Genomic DNA, 18,207 nt, shown 5'->3' on the forward strand with positions numbered 1-18,207 from the left:
CAGCATGGTATCAAGGCAAATGAAAGAAACGCTTTTCCGAAATCTACTGAGCTGTAAGATTCCCTCTTCAACTGCCAGTAAGGGCCTTAATCGTTAAACTAACAGTTGGTTGGGCTGAAGAGAGGCCTCGCCAATTGAAGTTTTACGTTACGAATGTTTTGCTTGCTATGTTTAAGGAAAATAACTCAATAAAACGATTAATAGGAGGCAGTCCATTTGGATGAAATGAATCAAATTCCTAACGAAGGGCGTTCATTATGGCAAATAGATAAACAGATTGCTGCTTATCAACCATTAGATAAAGACATGATTATTGATGTAGTAGTGGTTGGTGGCGGGATCACAGGTCTTTTATCTGCATATCTCTTAGCTAAGGAAGGGAAAAGGGTTGCAGTCCTTGAAGCTGATCGTCTATTAGAAGGAACCACAGGATACACTACTGCGAAGATCTCCTCACAGCATGGGCCCATTTACCATGAACTGATGGAAATTCACGGTGAAGAAAAGGCCAAATTGTATTATGAGGCAAATGAAGAAGCGCTAAATTTTCTTCGAACGATAGTGGAAAAAGAGGGAATAGACTGTGGGCTTATCACGGAAGACGCATATGTGTATACAACAAATAATAAAAATGTGGAGGTCTTGGAAAAAGAAGAACAAGCTTACCAAACATTAGGGATAGATGGAAGAGATGCGACGGAGGAAGTAGAGCTTCCTTATCCTGTGAAAAAGGCCCTTGTACTACGAAACCAAGCACAATTTGATCCAGTGAAATTTGCAGAAGGATTGCTCCCTGTAATTGAAGCGAATGGTGGTTGTATATTTGAACAGACAAGAGTTACAAGTGTAAGAGGAATCGATGAGCCAACCGTAACGACCGAGAATGGGCATAAATTGAAATGCCAAGATGTGATCATTGCTTCGCATTTCCCTTTTAATGATGAACAGGGCGCATACTTCTCACGGTTGCATGCACAGCGTTCCTATTCTATAGCAGTGCAACCAGCTAAAAACCCGCCAAAAGGAATGTATTTAGCCGTTGACTCTCCATCAAGATCATTAAGACATGCGACTGATACTAATGGGGATCCCTTATTACTAATTGGGGGGCAAGAACATACTGCGGGGAAAAATCGTGGTGATACGTTTGCTAATTATGAGCAGCTAATGAAATATGGAGAAAAGAATTTTGGTGTTAACTCAATTCCTTATCGCTGGTCTGCTCAAGACTTAGTTACACTTGATAAAGTTCCCTATATTGGACAAATGACTTCTGGTAAGAAGCACGTATGGGTAGCAACAGGGTTTGCTAAATGGGGGATGAGTAATGGCGTAGTAGCAGCGCTATTACTTAAAGACTTAATTTTAGAAAATGAAAATCGCTTCGCAAGCTTATTTGACCCGCGTAGATCAGAGATAAAGAAAGGTGCTACTTCTTTTGTGAAAGAGAATGTGGATGTTGCAAAGGAACTAGTTAAAGGTAAAGCTCACCGGGAGAACAAAACGGTGGAAGAACTTGGATTGGATGAAGGTTCTATTGTTGTTCATCATGGCAAAAAGGCAGGCGCTTATCGAGATAAGGAAGGCCAGCTTCATGTTATTAAACCGACATGCACACACATGGGCTGTGATGTGGAATGGAATAATGCTGAGCGGTCTTGGGATTGTCCATGCCATGGATCACGCTTTTCCCACACTGGATCGGTTATAGAAGGACCAGCAGTAAAGCCATTAAAAAGTATGAAAGAAAAATAAATATGTTTGAAGAACAAACGGGTAAGGGAATCTATTTTCCCTTACCCGTTATGCGTTTAATAGACAGCTAGCTAAGCCATTCCCAAGCCTCATCTATCTCATCGGATGTGAAATGTTTCGCTTTAATTCCTGGAAGGTAATGACCAAGATTAGCAGCTGTACCAATCAAATCCTTATCGCTTACAATCGCAAACTTTTGAAATTGCTTCCAATGCTTCGCATCAAATTGAATCCCATCCTTAATACCTTGAAGTGTCGTTCCATCGATATCATGGATGACAGCTAATACATTAAACTTGTCCCCATTAAAGCTTTGTGTCACTCGCTTATCTAGTAACTCTGCATCTTCTTTGGTCGCTTTTCCATTTAATTCTAGAGCAATACTTGAGGCATTTTTACTTGGCAGAAAGGTTATCATAAAAAATCCTCCTCGAATAGAGATATAGTTTGCCATCATGTCTTTGTTATCAATGTTTGTTTCCCGTCATCTACTTAGGGTAAACGCCATAGTAATTCTACTAACCAGATTTTAGAAAATTTTCAATACAAAGTAGATCTAATGGTAAACTGTGGGAAAGCGAATGAAAATTATTATTGTATAGGGGGAATCGATCTTGACTTTTCATTACCTATTCCTTGATTCAATACCTGAAGAATCCGTCCTTAATGGAGTTTTAGAAGTACATAGAACCATATTTGGACAATCAGATGATTTGCTAAACAAAATGACTGAAAAGCCTCCGTTGGGATTTGTTATTGCAATGAAAGATAAAAGGGTTATTGGATATAAGATTGGATAATAGGAAGTTTTATAGCTGGTTAGGAGGAGTGGATCCAAACTATCGAAATCATGGTATTGCGACAGAGTTAATGGAACAGCAGCATCACTATTTAAAAGAAAAAGGCTATAAGATCGTACAAACGAAGACAATGAATGAATACTCCCGCCATTTAATTTCCTAACGAAAATTTGAAGTGGGGGTTTCTTTCGTGTCGAACTTAGCGAACGATTAACGAAAGTGGAGTTGACACATTGATGGGCTGACTACCATCCAACCCCTCTATTCCATTTGCAAATGCATTTGGAAATGCTTTTCTTAAAATATTGCAGGCTCCGTTTACATCTGCGTTTAGTAGTGTTCCGTTCAAAGAACGGTACAAACCTCGCTTGATGCGTTTCCCCGAAAACACAGGTTTGTCCTTTGTTTTCTTTCCATATGTTGGGATAACATCGTTATCCAAGAAACTCGCTTTTGAGGTGTAGGACTCTTCGCGTATTTCAACTTTAATACCGTGTTCTGCAGCCTTATATTCGACCATATTTAATAACATTCCGTGCGGAATACTGGTGAAGGATTGATTGTTCCTTTTAGACATATTTGTTTCCTGTTTCCATTGCTTGTTCAGTCCAATGACAATGGTTGATACATCCTCTTGGAGTGCAAGGTTAACGATATTACGGCTCGCCTTGTGGAACAAATCCTTTATTTTGCGTTGTCGTTTCTGGTACATACCTGAGAGGGCATTTGAAGAGAAAGAACCCTCTTTCGCTCCCTTACCTTGGCGCAGGACGCCATATAAATGAGCTCTTTTTTTATTGTACAATTGATTAATGGATTTGATATTTTTGCCCTTTAACAGAACAGGTCGATGACCTGTGTTTGTAATAATGGTTGCTAAATTATCAATTCCCAAATCGATGGCCATGTACTTATTGTTGTCTGTTTTAGGTTCGTTCTTAGTCTGTGTTTCCTTTATCACTTCCACAACGTACTGACCGTGTCGAGGGATAACCCTGATCTGTTTTAACTTACCTTCGGTAAGTCCTAACTTGCCAATATTCAAACGTTCCTTGGTTTTAGGAAACTTTAAGAAACGTTGGTCTTTCACTACGCAATCTTGATTGCTAAAAACCACTTCTTTTTGCTTGGCCCGAGAGTAGTTCGGAATTCTTGGTCGGCCTTTGTATTTAGAAGGGTTCTTTTTGTAGTCTTTCAGACTACTAAAAAAAGACTTCCAGTTCTGAAAAACGTTCTTCATGACTGCTTGAGCCGATTGTGTTGGCAAAGAACGGTAATCATTCTGAACCATGGATTTGAATAAAGCATCCAAAAAATTGTAATCAACAAAAGGTTTTTCTTGAGTTGGACCTTCGAAAAGATTACACTTCAACTCTTTTCTTTTTTCTTTTGGTTTCACTTTTTCTTTTTCTGTTTTTCGAAGATAAGCAGCTAGCTGCACATCATTCATTTTAGGTAAGTGTTTTTGGATATTTTCCAGTACTTCGTGTTGAAGAGGTTGAAGCTCTTTATCGCTTTTCAACGCTGTGTAGGCCTGACGAATATAAAAATTAGTCGTGTTATACATATTCTTTGCATTAGAAGTGGCTTGTTCAAAATAATTGAACAGGCGATGACCTTTTTTAATTAAAATTTGATGTGTTATGTACTGTTTTACTGTTGTAGCCATAGTTCCACCTCCCAATACGAATGTATGTTTGTAAGATAATATTACCAAAAATAAATTAAAAAGTCTTTGCTTTCGCCAGAAAATAAAAAAAGTCCATTCACCCCGCCACTTAGCAAGCTTGAAGTGGGGTATTCTGGACGGATTTGATAGATGGCGTAGTATGTTAATCCTCAATATTAAAAATGGATTTGATGTGATAGAAACCTATATTGATGAAAAAGGGAGGCATAAGATTGTTTTAGAAAAGGATTTACAAAATTAGTTTTTCTTAACAATGATTTAATGTTATACCAGGCTACATAAGAAATAGCGTTCCATTTTATAAATTTATTTACTAGGAGGAAGACTAAAGTTGAGAAGTAAAATTAGTATAGATGAAGAAGCATCACAAAAATTTAATCCTATTAATCATGGGACCTTTTAAGTAAAGCAATCTATTTTTAGAAATTGATTACAATAATGTATTGAGAGGGTTTTATGGTCAAAAAGTCAAGACTTTACTAGTGGATGAATTAATTTAAGGGTTCAATACAACTGAATTATGTATAGAAGGGAAGAATCAATGGAGTATGATAGAGAAATTAAATAAAGCGATGGGGCTTCGAAATAGAGGGAAACTCAAAGAATCTAATGAGTTATGTATCGAAATGGTGAAGTAAGATGGAGAAAATTCTTCCTTAAATTATCAGTGTGCTTGGAGTTTTGATTTATTAGGAGAAGAAGCGAAGGCAGTACCTTATTATGAAAAGGCGATAAAGTTAGGATTACCAGATGAAGAGCTACAATCTGCATTATTAGGGCTGGGAAGTACTTACAGGACATTAGGAGAGTATGAAAAGTCAAAAGTTATTTTTCAAAAGGGATTGAACAAGTTTCCAGAGAATAAAGCAATAAGAACATTTTATGCAATGACTCTATATAACTTGAGTGAACATGGTAGAGCGATGGAGTTGTTGTTAAAATGCTTAATTGAAACAACAAAAGATGAAGAAATATTAAGCTATAAAAGAGCAATTGAATTTTACTCTGATAAATTAGAAGAGACATGGGAGTAATGGTAAATACGGCTAGTACTTTTCTTGAAATTGGGTAAATAATGCAAATTTCTGAAACTACTTTGTAAAGTGATTCGTATTTTATTAAAAGAGGGAGGGGTCATGGTGGTATATATTATAGCTTTTATTATAGGCATTAGCTTTCTTTTCTTATTTAACAGGTTAATGGGTTATCAAAAAGGAAGCATAACGATTGATTTTGAAGAACGCTACTACAAACAGAATGAACACTTAGCAGCAATAAAAAGCAAACTGGAGAATGAGGGTAGAGAAGTTTACTATAAAGGAAATAGCAAGTTTATAGTAGATGGGAAAAATTATAACTTCATAGAGAGAACTGTAAATATGGGAGGAGCTCCATTACAAAGAACCATCTTAATACCTGAAAAGTAAAACCAAATGTAAAAGAATGTATATCGAGGGGTACATATGGGGGATAGTTGGCAAACATGCAGCGAAGATGTGAGAAGGTTTGTTTTAAATTTTATAAACGAATTAGAAGAAATTATAAAGGGAAATAGTGTTGGCTTTTATCTGCATGGCTCATTAGCGATGGGTGGCTTTAATCCTAATAGTAGTGATATTGATATATTAATAGTAACAAACAAATCATTGAACATGATGAAAAAGAGAGAGTTAGCAAAATTGTTTCTTACATATTCTACGAATCCTTACCCATTGGAAATCAGCGTTTTAACAATAAACCACTTAACAGAATGGGTGCATCCATGTCCATTTGATTTTCATTATAGTGAATATTGGAGGAAGCGCTATGAAGAGGATTTATTACATGGTACTTCGAATTATTTAAACGACGAGCTGAAGACAAATCCTGATCTAGCTGCACATATTACCATAACGAAAACTAGAGGAGTTTGTCTAAAAGGCCAAGCAATACATAGTATATTTCCTTCTATTCCAAAGGCACATTATATTTCTTCTATTTTGGGGGATTATTATGACTGCCTAAATCGTATAGAAACAGATCCTGTTTATTGTACCTTAAATCTTCTTAGAGTTTATTGGTATTTAAGAGAAGGGGTGATTTCATCTAAGGAAGAAGCAAGTCAATGGGGAATAAAATCATTGCCAAGCGATATGGCTATCACGGTACATAAAGTAGCACAACGTTATAGGACAGTTGGTAAAGCGGATAAGTTAGAGGCGGGGGAACTTATGCGAATTAGAGAATTTATAGCAAATAAGGTTCAAGATTTGATAATACTGGAGGGGATAACGGGTGGAGGGCAAGAGGAAACGATCAGTGAGACTAATCGTAGTTAGTATTGCCTTTTTACTAGTCTTTTTGAGTGGTTGTAAGGAAGATGAAGTGAAGGATATTGTAACGGAGTTTACACACCCAGATATGGATCAGTCTTTTCAAATAGTAAGTGCTTATAAGCTATACGATGCGTTTATAGAAAAAGCATTGCAAGAATCAGAGGAAGAAAATGTAGAATCATTATTTGAAACCATGGTCATAGAGCCTGTTCATGAACAGTGTGTTGCAGAAGGAGAACATGCGGAAGCGATGGATTTGGTCTGGGAGCAAACTCCACCCGATTTAGAAAATGCGAAAGGGCTAATCAAAGAAATCGATACGGAAAGCATAAATATAGCTATTAAGGATGCATTAATTAAATCGTCGACTCTTTTGCCTTCTGAGATTGAGAATACCGTGTGTGTGTTCCCAGCCTTAGGAGAGGAGTCCCCTGTGGGCTTCAATGTTGGTGCAGGAAAAATTTTACTTTTTCACAGCAGTTATTTAAAAGAAGACGATTATAAAATAACCACAGCACATGAATATCATCATAGTGTATGGACTGAGAAATATTACGATCCGAATGATTATATTACAGTATTAGAGAATATGGTTTTTGAAGGGAAAGCACTAGTATTTGAGGAACTAGTCTATCCTGAAATGTATTCGTATTCAATCCCTGTGTATTCGACATACAATAATAATCATTGGGAATTAATTGAAGCTGACTTAAATCAAGGAAATCTTGAGCGCTCTTTAGAAATTCTTTATGGTGAAGGGGAGTTGCCACCATTCTATGGGTATAGTGAAGGTTTTAAAATTGTAATGAACTATCTTGAACAGTATCCGGATTTAGAGCCAGAAGAGTGGTTGGGGATAGATGGTGAGAAAATGTTTGAAGAAGGTAATTATCTTTCTAATTATGAATAGGCAATGATTTAATAAAAATATCACAAAATAAAGCAGGCATACAAAATGGTGTATGCCTGTTTTTTATCTGTTATTTTCTTATAAATATTCTTCAAACCAGCGACAGATATGATTTAGTCTCTCTTGACGCATTGCTGGTTTCCCGCTTCTACTAAGCTCATGGTTAGCGCCAGGGAATCGAACGAATTCTACTTCTTTACGCAAATGCTTTAACGCAATGAACAGTTGTTCTCCTTGTTCAACAGGACAACGGAAATCCAATTCTCCATGAAGAATCAATAAAGGTGTTTCTACGTTTTCGGCATATTTTAGTGGAGAAATCTCCCAAAGCTTCGCAGGATCATCCAATAGGTTAAGACCATGCTCCCATTTTGTAAAGAAGAACCCAATATCACTCACACCATAGAAGCTTAACCAGTTGGAGATAGAGCGCTGTGTAACAGCTGCTTTAAAGCGATTTGTATGACCAACAATCCAGTTTGTCATGAAACCACCATAGCTTCCACCAGTTACACCAAGTCTGTCTTCATCAATAAAGCTATAATGTTCTAGTACATAGTCTACAGCGGTCATAAGATCTGTATAATCGCCACCACCATAGTCAGAGCGACAGGCATCCACAAATTCCTGGCCATATCCGTGGCTTCCTCTAGGATTTGTATATAGCACAACATAGCCTTTTGCTGCTAATAGCTGCATTTCAAAGAAAAAGGTTTGGCCATACATTGCATGGGGGCCACCATGGATTTCCAGAACAAATGGATATTTCTTACCTTCTGTGAAGCCATAAGGTTTTAAAAGCCATCCCTGAATTTCTTTTCCATCTTCCGCTGTCACAGAAATGGTCTCTGGTTCCGCAATGGCAACTTCCTCAAGAAAAGCACGATTGCTTTTCGTTAACTGTGTAAGTGTACCGTCATTTTCCAAATAATAAAAATCACATGGGTTTGTAGCAGAGCTGATACCTAAAACAAAGGCTTCCTTATTTTGATCATAGGAGAAACCAAACACATGGTTATCTTTCTCGTAAAGGGTTGTTAATTCTTTATCCAAAGAAACTTCGTAAAGGCCTGTAGAGCCATGATCGGTTGCGATGAAAAATAGCCTATTTTCATCTTTTGCCCAGACAGGACCTGTTTCTGATTGCCCTAGACGAGTATCACCGATCATCAGGTCACCAAGCTGCATATCCCATTCTTTACTGAGACATGTACGTTCACCGCTTGCGAGATCAAACACATAAATTTCTGTTAGCGTTGCTCCAGCATAGTCATAATCATGACCAAAGCTAACAACTTTATCGCCGCTTGGAGAGAAGGAAGCACTATTGTATCCACCTTTTCCATCTGTTAGCTTTTTGCGTTCTTTTGTTTGAAGATCCAATAAGAATAAGTCGTTTACTAATTCATAGTCAGCATCCTCGTTGAGGTTAGCTGCAAATAGAACTTGCTTTCCGTCTGGGGAAATATCCTGGAACCCATGGTCAGCATCGTCATGTGTTAGCTGGGTAAAGGTATTGTTTTCCACGTCTAGGATGATAAGCTGAACCCGTTTGTCATCATGAAATCCACTGGAATCTGACTTATATTTCAGACGATTTACGATGAGTGGCTGCTGTTTCTTTGCTTCTTGTTCCTTCTGACGCTCTTCCTTTGATTGTTCTTTTTGGTTATGTATATCGTCATCCTTATCAAGAGAAGCGTGGAAGATAATATACTTTCCGTCTTTGGACCATGCCGGGTTTGATGCACCATTTTTAAAAGTAGTTAGCTGTCTTGCTTCCCCACCCTCTGTCGGTAACAACCATAATTGAGGTATTCCACTCCTATTAGATTGGAAGACTACCTTTTTTCCATCGGGAGAATAGCGAAGGCTGCTATTTTTAACGTCTCCAAAGGTCCATTGCACGGGTGAATCCCCGGTAACAGATTGAACAAATAAGTGAGAGTTATAGTCATCGTTGTCGTTTGTTGTTGTGGAGACATAACTGTAAAATTTTCCATCAGGTGAAACCTGCGGATCACTGTAAACTTCTAATCTAGTTAAATCTTCTGTTTTTAATGTGCGTTTTGTGCTTGTCATAAATTAACCTCCCTATATGTATCGAAATTTCTGTATTTTTATATTTTAAACTATTTCGAGTACCGAATCAAATGATTGTCTAGCTAGTTTTCTGCAATTCACTTAAATAGTTCTCTAGTTGTCTAGGTGAATTAAAGACATGTATTGCTGTGTCTTCTAATTTTGAAAGACGCTCATAAACAAGTGGTGCTTTCTTTTTATTATACATCCGTACCCAGTTAAAAAATTCCCAATTGAGCCTTTCCTTGCAGTCTCTCCCCATATCAGGACGTGTTTTATTATGATATTGTATGCGTCTTTTGACGATCCCATAAAGGCAACGAAGTGTCCTGTAATGCAGAAAGATGACCGTGTCCGCTTTTTGTAAGCGGAAGTCCATTGTTGCATTATAGTTTCCATCTATAATCCAATCATCAGTCTCCTGTATCTTTATCGTTTTTTCAATTAGTTCATCTCGTTCGATCGGCTCCCAATTAGGCTTCCAAAAGATTGCGTCAAGATGGTAAACAGGTATATCTAGTATTTCGCCAAGCTTTCTCGCTAATGTAGATTTGCCAGCCCCACCACTTCCAATGATTGCAACTTTTCTCATAACATAACTCCCTCCCTATATATATGGACAAGCAAGGAGAATTATTATAACATAATTTTCAAAAAGTATAGCGCTTTTATTTTATAGTGCAGGCTATAGGATTTATCATCCGATCTCGTGTTATAGTTAAGGATAATTTGAAAAGGGAGGAGGATTTGTGATGAAGAAAGAAGAGATTCTCCACAAACTCACAAACCATACCGCTGGAATCCTCGGAGCAAAAGAACTCTATAAATATGCCATCCTTCTTCCGTTAGTTGAAAAAGAAGATGGAGTCCACCTTTTATTTGAAGTGCGGGCAGCCAGCTTAAGAAGGCAGCCTGGTGAAATCTGCTTCCCTGGTGGGAAAATAGACCCTAGCGATGCAAGTGCCCAATATGCAGCCCTTAGAGAGACCGAAGAAGAATTAGGGATAGAAAAGGAGCGGGTTTCACATGTTGTTCCATTAGATTATCTTGTTTCATCCTTTGGAATGATTGTCTATCCATACACAGGGATAATAGACAGTACTTCGGATGTGATTCCTAATCCTACCGAAGTAGATGAAGTATTTAGCGTGCCATTGAAATTTTTTCTGGATACTCCTCCACAAATCCATTACGTAAATGTTGCAATGGAGCCAGAAGAGTCATTTCCTTTTGAGCTCATTCCTGGCGGAAAAGACTATGAATGGGGAACAAGCAAATTGGCAGAACACTTCTATATCTATGGAGATAAAGTCATTTGGGGTTTAACAGCAAGAATCATTCTTCACTTTGTAGAAAAATTGCAGAGAAATAACACGAATTCTTAGTAAGATAGATGCCATTAGCCTTTATACTATAAAGTTAAGTTATGCGAGAAAGAAGTGTAGAACATGAAGAAAATGCTTACAATAGGGTTGATAACGGTTTTAACATTAATGGGAGCTTGCTCTAGTACAGAAGGGAAACAAGCAGCCCAGAATAATTCTTTGTCGAACAAGGAAGTAGTGGAAAAAGAAGAAAAAATTACTACAAAATCGACTGGTGATACAAAGGAAATAGATAAAGAAGTAGCTGGTGAAAGGGAAGAAGCTTCAGCTAATAAATCGACAGAGGATTTTCACTCTGACACTAATTCAACTGCCGAAGAAATGAAAACGGAAGAAGAAGTAACGATCAGTGAGCCAGATTTTGATATAGAAACATATCTAAATGAACACTACGCTATTGAAAATACGCATTATAATTTAGACAACTGGGAAAACCAAGAAACAGGTAGAACAGAGTATACTGTACGAATCATGCCTAATAATCAAGAATTTGGGGAAGAGATAGAAGCGGTCTTTGAAAATGGTAATCCTTATATGGATGATGAGCGAACGAAGAATATGTTTAAAGTAGCAGAAGAACTATTGGTTGAGTTGCCACAGTTAAATGATAGGGTTCATATTGACTCTGTTGTTTGGAGTGTTACAAAGGACGATGAATTTCCTGTTCTATTAATTCAGGATAGAGCACAAAGTACAATAAATTAACAGTAGATAGGTAATAGACTCACTCCCAAAAGGAGAGATTTGATTGATTCGATGTATAGGCATGACAGATGAAAACACAATTGAAAAAGATATATCTATACAGGATGTCACACGAAATAAATATAAATGGTTCTGGGTAGATTTTGACCAACCGACAGAAGAAGAAATCAATCATTTATCCAGTACATTTAATTTTCACCCTTTAGCAATTGAAGATTGTATACAGAAGCTGCAACGGCCGAAATTAGATTACTATGAAGATCATACTTTCTATGTGGCACATTCTGTACGTGAAGAAGAAAGAGAAATCATAAGGGACGAGTTTAATTTTTTTGTGAATGAAAACTATATTGTGACTTTTCATCGTACTGAGGCTAAAGAAATTACTAACGTTTGGGAGATGTTAAAAGCTGGCAGGAATACGGATGTGTGGGATACGTTCTATGTATTTTATCAAATATTAGACAAAATTGTAGATAACTATTTTCCGCTCATTTATAAGCTTGAAGATGAATTGGATTTAATTGAAAATAATACACGAGACAGATCAATGAACAATTTAATGAGCGAATTATTTGATATACGAAATATGTTATTGAATTTAAGGCATTCTGTTAACCCGATGCGAGATTTACTATATAGGATGTTAAATTCCCATCATTTAGTTGAAATTAAAAATAGGAGAGAATATTTCTCCGATATCTACGACCATCTATTGAAATTAGCTGAAATGGTGATGTCTAATCGTGAAGTAACTGCAGATATTAGGGATAGTTACCTTTCTCTAAACTCACACCAAACGAATAACGTAATGAAAGTTCTTACCATTATTACTTCTATATTTGCGCCACTAACATTAATTGCTGGGATATACGGCATGAATTTTGAAAATATGCCTGAATTGACTTGGAAGTATGGCTATTTCTTTTCCATTGTCTTTATGGGTATTATCGCATTTACTATGTTTCTTTGGTTTAAAAGAAAAGGTTGGTTTAAATAACGTGGCAGTATAGAAGATTGAAATTAATAAACGGTCAGTAAAAATGCCGAGCAATTACTCTAATCCTAGTCAGTGCTAGAGTTAAAGTTTGCTCGGCATTTTATGTTTAAATAACTTCGTTACTTACTTTATCAGCTTCAACAATATTAGCGTCTTTGACGTAAGCTTGCTGAAGTTTTTTTGTTATAAGACCAGGCTGACCATCAGCAATTTGCTGGTTATCTACAGAAATAATTGGCATCACTTCTGATGTACTGCTGGATAGTAACATTTCATCAGCAGTTGCAATATCTTCAACAGAGAAACGTTCCTCAATGAATGGGATCCCAAGGTCATTGGCAAACTTTTCAACACGCATCCGAACACAACCGTGTAAAATATTGTTTGTAGCAGGGTGGGTATAAATTTTCCCATCCTTTACCATGTACACATTGGATGAACTACACTCTGTTACCATTCCATTTTTATGTAGAATAGCTTCATAGCAACCATTTTCCTTTGCCTCTTGTTTCGCAAGGACGTTTGGTAGGAGGTTCAAGCTTTTTATATAGCAATTCTCCCAACGTACATCCCGCTGGGTAATCGTACTGACGCCATTATCCATTTTCTCTGTGTTGCGTGGAAGGTCCTGCACATAAGCATAGACATTTGCTGGAATTCCTTCAGGGAAAACATGGTCTCTTGGTGCAGAGCCACGTGTGATCTGCAAGTAAACTTTTCCGTCTTTGTCCATTTTATTTCTTTCCAGTAATTGCAAAAGTAAATGAGTCATTTCTTCCTTTGTAACATCCAGCTTAATTTTAACAGCAGCAGTGGATCGAAATAATCGATCAACGTGCTCTTCTAGTAAGTAGTACTCTCCATTATAAATACGAATCACTTCATAAATGCCATCCCCGAATTGAAGACCACGCTCTTCATATGGATACTTCAAATTATCTCGGTGAGTGAAGCTTGTTTGGGTCATAATAATTGGATAAACAGACATGCGATTTCCCCTCCCTAAATCTTATGCCTATTCTATAACTTCTAAGATTAGATGTAAATTGGAATTCGAAAAATTTTTAAGTCATATCTATAGTTGAAGGAAAGGGAAGGGAACTGCCTGTATTGGCTACTTTATAACAGTCTTTTAATAGGATATCTAGTATTTTGTCGAAAAAAGTAAAATTTCCCCTTGCATTATCTTTATTTGCTTGCTATAATCAATAATGCATTCAAAAAACAGCGCAATTGTTGAGCCGAGTAATCAACGAGTTGCCTCGAACCTACAAAATAATTATCTTATATCTCATGCGGGTGTAGTTTAGTGACGAGCGAAGCTTCCACCGAATAACCCACGAGTTGCCTCGAAGCACAAGCAACTATGAATAAGCTAGAAGATGTAGAGGCAGTATGACTTAAAGTACGTGTATTATATAACATAATAATCTTATATCTCATGCGGGTGTAGTTTAGTGGTAAAACCTCAGCCTTCCAAGCTGATGATGAGGGTTCGATTCCCTTCACCCGCTCCATACATATGTCTTAACGCAGTGTTTCGTAATCTAACTTACGAGGTGTTGCGTTTTTCATTTGTCTAAAACTTATCCCTTCGCTTGAATCAAGGGTTTCGCCATAGTATCCTTAAGGCAACTATGAAGAAATTGAGGGATTGATATATGAAGAATTTAATTCAACAATTAAAACGGATTGATAATAAAGGATATAAAGCCTATAAAGATTTACAAGGTAAATATAATTTTTCTGAATTTGACCTGTTTCTTGATTATATACAAGGTGACCCATTTGCTTCTCCCTCTCGGCTTAGAATTATTGTGCCACATCAGAAACGTGCTATAAAACAAGAGTGGCTCCAGACAGCTGCTAGAAAACTAGCGGCAGAGGATGCAATTGCGCGGAGTGTAGGCAAGGCTACAGGTAAGATAGAAGTTTTCATAAAGGGTTCAGGAAAAAGCGGCAATGTGTTTTTTGACCGACCTGGACAGGAGGTTTTAGAGAGAAGTGCTGTACAGCTCTCCTCTGAAACAATTACAATTTGCTTATCAGTTGGTCTTCCTGCGAATGGCAGAAAAATTAACGGCAGAGAAGCGGAGAAACTTTTTACAAAGGTTATTCCAGATATAGTTAGAAATTCAGTTTTTACAATAACAGATAAAGCAATTTGGGAAGCAGTAGAGCTCGCAGACCAGCAAGAAGCTATCCGCGAGCAAATGAAAGAACATAATTGGATAGCCTTCTTGGCAAATGGCTCAATTCTTCCTAGAGAGAGTGGAATTAGCAATCGTCCGATGAAAAATGCTGTCCCTTTTCAAAGTCCATTAGAATCAGAAGTAGAAATCTCTATACCACACCGTGATGAAGCGATTCGAGGCATGGCAATAGAAAAAGGGATAACCTTAATTGTCGGTGGTGGCTATCATGGTAAGAGTACGATGTTGCAGGCAATCGAGCGCGGGGTTTATTACCATACAAAAGGTGATGGAAGAGAATATGTGCTGACGGACCCTGATGCAGTCAAAATTCGCGCAGAAGATGGCAGGAGGGTAACTGGCGTTAACATCTCTCCATTCATAAATAACTTGCCACATAAACGGCAAACAACGTTCTTCTCAACAGAAAATGCTAGTGGGAGTACCTCGCAAGCTGCAAATGTTATGGAAGCCCTAGAAATTGGTGCTACAACACTACTTATTGATGAAGATACAAGTGCTACTAATTTTATGATCCGTGACCACCGCATGCAACAGTTAGTGAAAAGAGATCAAGAACCCATCACACCATTTATTGATAAGATTAAGCAAATGGATGAGCAACTTGGCGTGTCTACTATTTTAGTTATGGGTGGTTCAGGCGATTACTTTGAAGTCGCTGACAAGGTAATTATGCTAGAGTCCTACAGCCCTGAAGATGTAACAGACAAAGCAAAGCAGATTATGAGATATTCGCCACTTGAACGAGCACTAGATAGAACAGAAGCGTTTGGCGAGATTACAACTCGCTATTTTCAATCAGAATCTTTGCAGACACATAAAGGGAAACGTGCTAAAGTGCAAGCTAAAGGACTGAATACTATATTAATGGGTAAACATGACATACAGTTTGCTGATACCGAGCAGCTGGTTGATCAATCCCAGACTCGGCTAATTGCAGACACCATTTTATATCTTGATCAGAAAAAATCATTGGGAAATAAATCATTAAAGGATACTGTGCAATATATTGATAACGAATTGAATCAAAAGGGGATCGCAGCATTTAGCCCTTACAAGAATCAACATCCTGGAGATATAGCGAGACCACGAAAATATGAAATTGCTGCAGTGTTAAATCGATTGCGCACAGCAACTGTTAAACACAATTAGAAAGGAGGCGAAGTCAGTGGATACAGTACAGCTTAAAGAAGATATTATTGCATACAGCAAGAAGATTGGTATTGACAAAATTGGCTTTGCCTCAGCAGATGTGTTTGGAGAATTAAAAGAAAGGTTACGGCGTCAGCAGGAGTTATCCTATCAATCAGGCTTTGAAAAAGGAACTGTTGAGGAACGTACAGAGCCTGAAAGGTTATTGCCAGAAGCAAAATCAATTATTTCAATAGCACTTGCATATCCATCGCGAATGAAAGGTGCTCCTAAGAGTACAAAGGAAGAGAGGCGCGGCCTTTTTGCCAGAGCTTCCTGGGGGACAGATTATCATGTTGTCATGCGTGATCGCCTGGATAAGCTGGCGGCCTTTATTAAAGAAAAGGTGCCAGATGTGGAAAACCGTGTAATGGTAGACACCGGAGAACTTTCAGATCGTGCTGTAGCAGAACGAGCAGGTATTGGCTTTAGTGGAAAAAACACCTCTATTATCACCCCGGAATTTGGTTCCTATGTGTATTTAGGGGAAATGATTACCAATATTCCATTTGTTCCCGATGATCCGGTGGATGATAGCTGCGGAGAGTGTACAAAATGTATTGATGCATGTCCGACAGGTGCTATCGTTCAAGGTGGACAATTAAACGCACAGCGATGCATTGCATTTTTAACGCAAACGAAGGATTTTCTGCCGGATGAGTTCCGCACAAAGATAGGGAATCGGGTTTATGGTTGTGATACATGTCAGGTTGTATGTCCTAAAAATCAGAAGTTGGACTTTCATATTCACCCTGAGTTTGAACCAGAGCACGACGTATCAAAACCTGTATTAAAACCGATGTTACGCATTTCCAATCGGGAATTTAAGGAAACTTTTGGCCATATTTCTGGTTCATGGCGTGGTAAAAAGCCGATTCAACGAAATGCACTTATTGCGCTTGGGCATTATAAGGACAAAACAGCAGTAGAAGACATTATACATGTAATGCAAACAGATCCTAGACCGGTCATTAGGGGAACTGCTGCATGGTCCTTAGGTAAGATTGGAACAGAAGAAGCCTATGATTCAATAAGAAAAGCGATGGAGACAGAGCAGGATGAACAGGTTTGCGTTGAGATGGAAAAAGGATTGGCATTTCAAGAGGTGTATCAAGCGAAGTCGTAAACTTATCGCCAGTTCAAGGTAAAATAAGTTAAGCAGATGACGCATAAAGATTAGTCTTTCTTTAATCCTAAAATACGGCCACCATGCTTTGAAAAATTATGGTTTTTGACAAGTCCTCTCCCCATATAGTAGTGGTGGAGGGGATTTTTTATGGAGAAATTAAAAGATTATTGGTTGGATTTTTTACAGGATGAGCGAGGGGAAGAGAACTGGTGGGATAAGAAGAAAGACTGCTGTGAAAAAAGAGATGCAAAAATTGTTCGGGTTGAAGGAAAAGGTCATTTGTTTAGAAAGTTTCAGTATGAGAACCAAATAATGTATGAATATAAACTACACTTGTCTTACCTAATCAGGCAGAAAGAAAAAATGTATATGGAGGAAGAGGTAATTCCATATACCTTTAAAATGAAAAATGGCGCGATTTTAGAACATAAGAGAGTGGAAAACAAAAAGTTAGAAGCACCAACATCGATCGCTCCAAATGCAAATCGTAACCCTGACGAAGAACGTTTACGTTTTTCCTATGATCGGCTGGCGGCGGTTCAATACGCTGAACGATGGTGGAACAGTTATAATCCTGATTTCCGTAAGTTTGAAGTAGATTGTACGAATTATGTGTCTCAATGTCTTTTAGCAGGAGGCGCGCCCATGCGAGGAGCGCCGGTGAGGGAACGTGGTTGGTGGTACAATCAAGATAACTGGAGTTTTAGCTGGGCTGTAGCTCATTCCTTACGATGGTACTTAAGTGGGTCAACTGACGGGTTGCAGGGAAAAGAAGTTAGTTCAGCAGAGGAGTTGGCACCGGGAGATGTTATTTGTTACGACTTCCAAGGTGATGGAAGATGGGATCATAACACAATTGTAGTTACAAAGGATGCAGCTGGAATGCCACTAGTTAATGCGCATACGAGTAATAGTCGAAATCGTTATTGGTCTTATGAAGATTCCACGGCTTGGACCCCAAACATTCAATATAAATTTTTTCGCATCGGATCATAGTAATGCTATAATAAGTTAGCTGCTCCCTTAGGTGTA

General features: G+C 38.0%; 17 protein-coding genes, 1 tRNA gene and 2 pseudogenes. 15 read left to right on the forward strand and 5 right to left on the reverse strand.

The window, feature by feature from the left end; translation table 11 throughout:
* Window positions 1-225: 225 nt before the first annotated feature.
* Window positions 226-1,755, forward strand: a complete 1,530-nt coding sequence (locus BN985_RS15105) for an FAD-dependent oxidoreductase (RefSeq protein WP_042224897.1) — start codon at window positions 226-228, stop codon at window positions 1,753-1,755.
* Window positions 1,756-1,822: 67 nt separating this feature from the next.
* On the opposite strand, the gene BN985_RS15110 is transcribed toward BN985_RS15105, so the two are convergent.
* Entirely contained in the window at window positions 1,823-2,173 is a 351-nt protein-coding gene (locus tag BN985_RS15110; protein WP_042224456.1) for a SpoIIAA family protein, read from the reverse strand.
* A 196-nt stretch (window positions 2,174-2,369) separates the two neighbouring features.
* Here BN985_RS15110 and BN985_RS19380 point away from each other — a divergent pair, with 196 nt between their 5' ends.
* Together BN985_RS19380 and BN985_RS19385 are read left to right on the forward strand one after the other, a co-directional pair.
* Window positions 2,370-2,555, forward strand: a complete 186-nt coding sequence (locus BN985_RS19380; RefSeq protein ID WP_084157576.1) for a hypothetical protein — start codon at window positions 2,370-2,372, stop codon at window positions 2,553-2,555.
* A gap of 28 nt (window positions 2,556-2,583) precedes the next feature.
* Window positions 2,584-2,718, forward strand: coding sequence for a GNAT family N-acetyltransferase (locus tag BN985_RS19385; RefSeq protein WP_084157577.1), 135 nt, complete (start codon window positions 2,584-2,586; stop codon window positions 2,716-2,718).
* Between the two features lie 36 nt (window positions 2,719-2,754).
* Here the strand turns inward: BN985_RS19385 and BN985_RS15125 are convergent, their stop codons facing one another.
* On the reverse strand, window positions 2,755-4,224 hold the full coding sequence (locus BN985_RS15125) for an RNA-guided endonuclease InsQ/TnpB family protein (protein WP_042224457.1): 1,470 nt from the start codon (window positions 4,222-4,224) through the stop codon (window positions 2,755-2,757).
* Window positions 4,225-4,369: 145 nt separating this feature from the next.
* Here BN985_RS15125 and BN985_RS19390 point away from each other — a divergent pair.
* From BN985_RS19390 to BN985_RS15145, 5 genes and pseudogenes are all read left to right on the forward strand, one after another.
* Window positions 4,370-4,486: pseudogene (locus tag BN985_RS19390) on the forward strand (GNAT family N-acetyltransferase); the annotation flags it as partial.
* Window positions 4,487-4,793: 307 nt separating this feature from the next.
* Window positions 4,794-5,279, forward strand: a pseudogene (locus tag BN985_RS15130) (tetratricopeptide repeat protein).
* A gap of 102 nt (window positions 5,280-5,381) precedes the next feature.
* Window positions 5,382-5,672, forward strand: coding sequence for a hypothetical protein (locus BN985_RS15135; RefSeq protein WP_042224459.1), 291 nt, complete (start codon window positions 5,382-5,384; stop codon window positions 5,670-5,672).
* Window positions 5,673-5,708: 36 nt separating this feature from the next.
* Window positions 5,709-6,563 (forward strand): aminoglycoside adenylyltransferase domain-containing protein, encoded by an 855-nt coding sequence (locus BN985_RS15140; protein ID WP_084157578.1) that lies wholly within the window; start codon window positions 5,709-5,711, stop codon window positions 6,561-6,563.
* Window positions 6,544-7,470, forward strand: a complete 927-nt coding sequence (locus BN985_RS15145) for a DUF2268 domain-containing putative Zn-dependent protease (RefSeq protein WP_052360711.1) — start codon at window positions 6,544-6,546, stop codon at window positions 7,468-7,470. The genes BN985_RS15140 and BN985_RS15145 overlap by 20 nt, the downstream gene beginning before the upstream one ends.
* Before the next feature lie 78 nt (window positions 7,471-7,548).
* Here the strand turns inward: BN985_RS15145 and BN985_RS15150 are convergent, their stop codons facing one another.
* Together BN985_RS15150 and BN985_RS15155 are read right to left on the reverse strand one after the other, a co-directional pair.
* A complete protein-coding gene (locus tag BN985_RS15150) occupies window positions 7,549-9,552 on the reverse strand; it encodes a S9 family peptidase (protein WP_042224462.1) in 2,004 nt (667 codons plus the stop codon).
* A gap of 79 nt (window positions 9,553-9,631) precedes the next feature.
* The gene (locus tag BN985_RS15155) at window positions 9,632-10,144 is read right to left on the reverse strand and encodes a DNA topology modulation protein (protein WP_042224463.1); all 513 of its coding nucleotides are present in this window, start codon (window positions 10,142-10,144) and stop codon (window positions 9,632-9,634) included.
* Between the two features lie 160 nt (window positions 10,145-10,304).
* On the opposite strand from BN985_RS15155, the gene BN985_RS15160 reads away from it, so the two are divergent.
* The 3 genes from BN985_RS15160 (at window position 10,305) to corA (ending at window position 12,642) form a co-directional block, all read left to right on the forward strand.
* Complete coding sequence (locus BN985_RS15160) at window positions 10,305-10,937, forward strand: NUDIX hydrolase (protein ID WP_042224464.1); 633 nt, start codon at window positions 10,305-10,307, stop codon at window positions 10,935-10,937.
* Window positions 10,938-11,000: 63 nt separating this feature from the next.
* A complete protein-coding gene (locus tag BN985_RS15165; protein WP_042224465.1) occupies window positions 11,001-11,642 on the forward strand; it encodes a hypothetical protein in 642 nt (213 codons plus the stop codon).
* A 43-nt stretch (window positions 11,643-11,685) separates the two neighbouring features.
* Window positions 11,686-12,642, forward strand: coding sequence for a magnesium/cobalt transporter CorA (corA, locus tag BN985_RS15170; protein ID WP_042224466.1), 957 nt, complete (start codon window positions 11,686-11,688; stop codon window positions 12,640-12,642).
* A 106-nt stretch (window positions 12,643-12,748) separates the two neighbouring features.
* Here corA and dat read toward each other — a convergent pair whose 3' ends face one another.
* Window positions 12,749-13,630, reverse strand: a complete 882-nt coding sequence (gene dat / locus BN985_RS15175; protein ID WP_042224468.1) for a D-amino-acid transaminase — start codon at window positions 13,628-13,630, stop codon at window positions 12,749-12,751.
* Window positions 13,631-14,085: 455 nt separating this feature from the next.
* Here dat and BN985_RS15180 point away from each other — a divergent pair.
* From BN985_RS15180 to BN985_RS15195, 4 genes are all read left to right on the forward strand, one after another.
* Window positions 14,086-14,159, forward strand: a tRNA-Gly gene (locus tag BN985_RS15180).
* Between the two features lie 144 nt (window positions 14,160-14,303).
* On the forward strand, window positions 14,304-16,007 hold the full coding sequence (locus tag BN985_RS15185; protein WP_042224470.1) for an ABC-ATPase domain-containing protein: 1,704 nt from the start codon (window positions 14,304-14,306) through the stop codon (window positions 16,005-16,007).
* 16 nt (window positions 16,008-16,023) lie between these two features.
* Window positions 16,024-17,172, forward strand: a complete 1,149-nt coding sequence (gene queG, locus BN985_RS15190) for a tRNA epoxyqueuosine(34) reductase QueG (RefSeq protein ID WP_042224472.1) — start codon at window positions 16,024-16,026, stop codon at window positions 17,170-17,172.
* 150 nt (window positions 17,173-17,322) lie between these two features.
* Window positions 17,323-18,171, forward strand: coding sequence for an amidase domain-containing protein (locus BN985_RS15195; RefSeq protein ID WP_042224473.1), 849 nt, complete (start codon window positions 17,323-17,325; stop codon window positions 18,169-18,171).
* The last annotated feature ends 36 nt before the right edge of the window (window positions 18,172-18,207 follow it).

Origin of the sequence: Oceanobacillus manasiensis (assembly GCF_000724085.1) — a bacterium.
GTDB lineage: Bacteria > Bacillota > Bacilli > Bacillales > Amphibacillaceae > Oceanobacillus_B > Oceanobacillus_B manasiensis.

Excerpts from the sequence above, each read along its gene's own strand:
- BN985_RS15105 (WP_042224897.1), top strand. The coding sequence starts at position 226 with ATGAATCAAATTCCTAACGAAGGGCGTTCATTATGGCAAATAGATAAA.
- BN985_RS15110 (WP_042224456.1), bottom strand. The coding sequence starts at position 2,173 with ATGATAACCTTTCTGCCAAGTAAAAATGCCTCAAGTATTGCTCTAGAA.
- BN985_RS15125 (WP_042224457.1), bottom strand. The coding sequence starts at position 4,224 with ATGGCTACAACAGTAAAACAGTACATAACACATCAAATTTTAATTAAA.
- BN985_RS15135 (WP_042224459.1), top strand. The coding sequence starts at position 5,382 with ATGGTGGTATATATTATAGCTTTTATTATAGGCATTAGCTTTCTTTTC.
- BN985_RS15140 (WP_084157578.1), top strand. The coding sequence starts at position 5,709 with ATGGGGGATAGTTGGCAAACATGCAGCGAAGATGTGAGAAGGTTTGTT.
- BN985_RS15150 (WP_042224462.1), bottom strand. The coding sequence starts at position 9,552 with ATGACAAGCACAAAACGCACATTAAAAACAGAAGATTTAACTAGATTA.
- BN985_RS15155 (WP_042224463.1), bottom strand. The coding sequence starts at position 10,144 with ATGAGAAAAGTTGCAATCATTGGAAGTGGTGGGGCTGGCAAATCTACA.
- BN985_RS15160 (WP_042224464.1), top strand. The coding sequence starts at position 10,305 with ATGAAGAAAGAAGAGATTCTCCACAAACTCACAAACCATACCGCTGGA.
- BN985_RS15165 (WP_042224465.1), top strand. The coding sequence starts at position 11,001 with ATGAAGAAAATGCTTACAATAGGGTTGATAACGGTTTTAACATTAATG.
- dat (WP_042224468.1), bottom strand. The coding sequence starts at position 13,630 with ATGTCTGTTTATCCAATTATTATGACCCAAACAAGCTTCACTCACCGA.
- BN985_RS15185 (WP_042224470.1), top strand. The coding sequence starts at position 14,304 with ATGAAGAATTTAATTCAACAATTAAAACGGATTGATAATAAAGGATAT.
- BN985_RS15195 (WP_042224473.1), top strand. The coding sequence starts at position 17,323 with ATGGAGAAATTAAAAGATTATTGGTTGGATTTTTTACAGGATGAGCGA.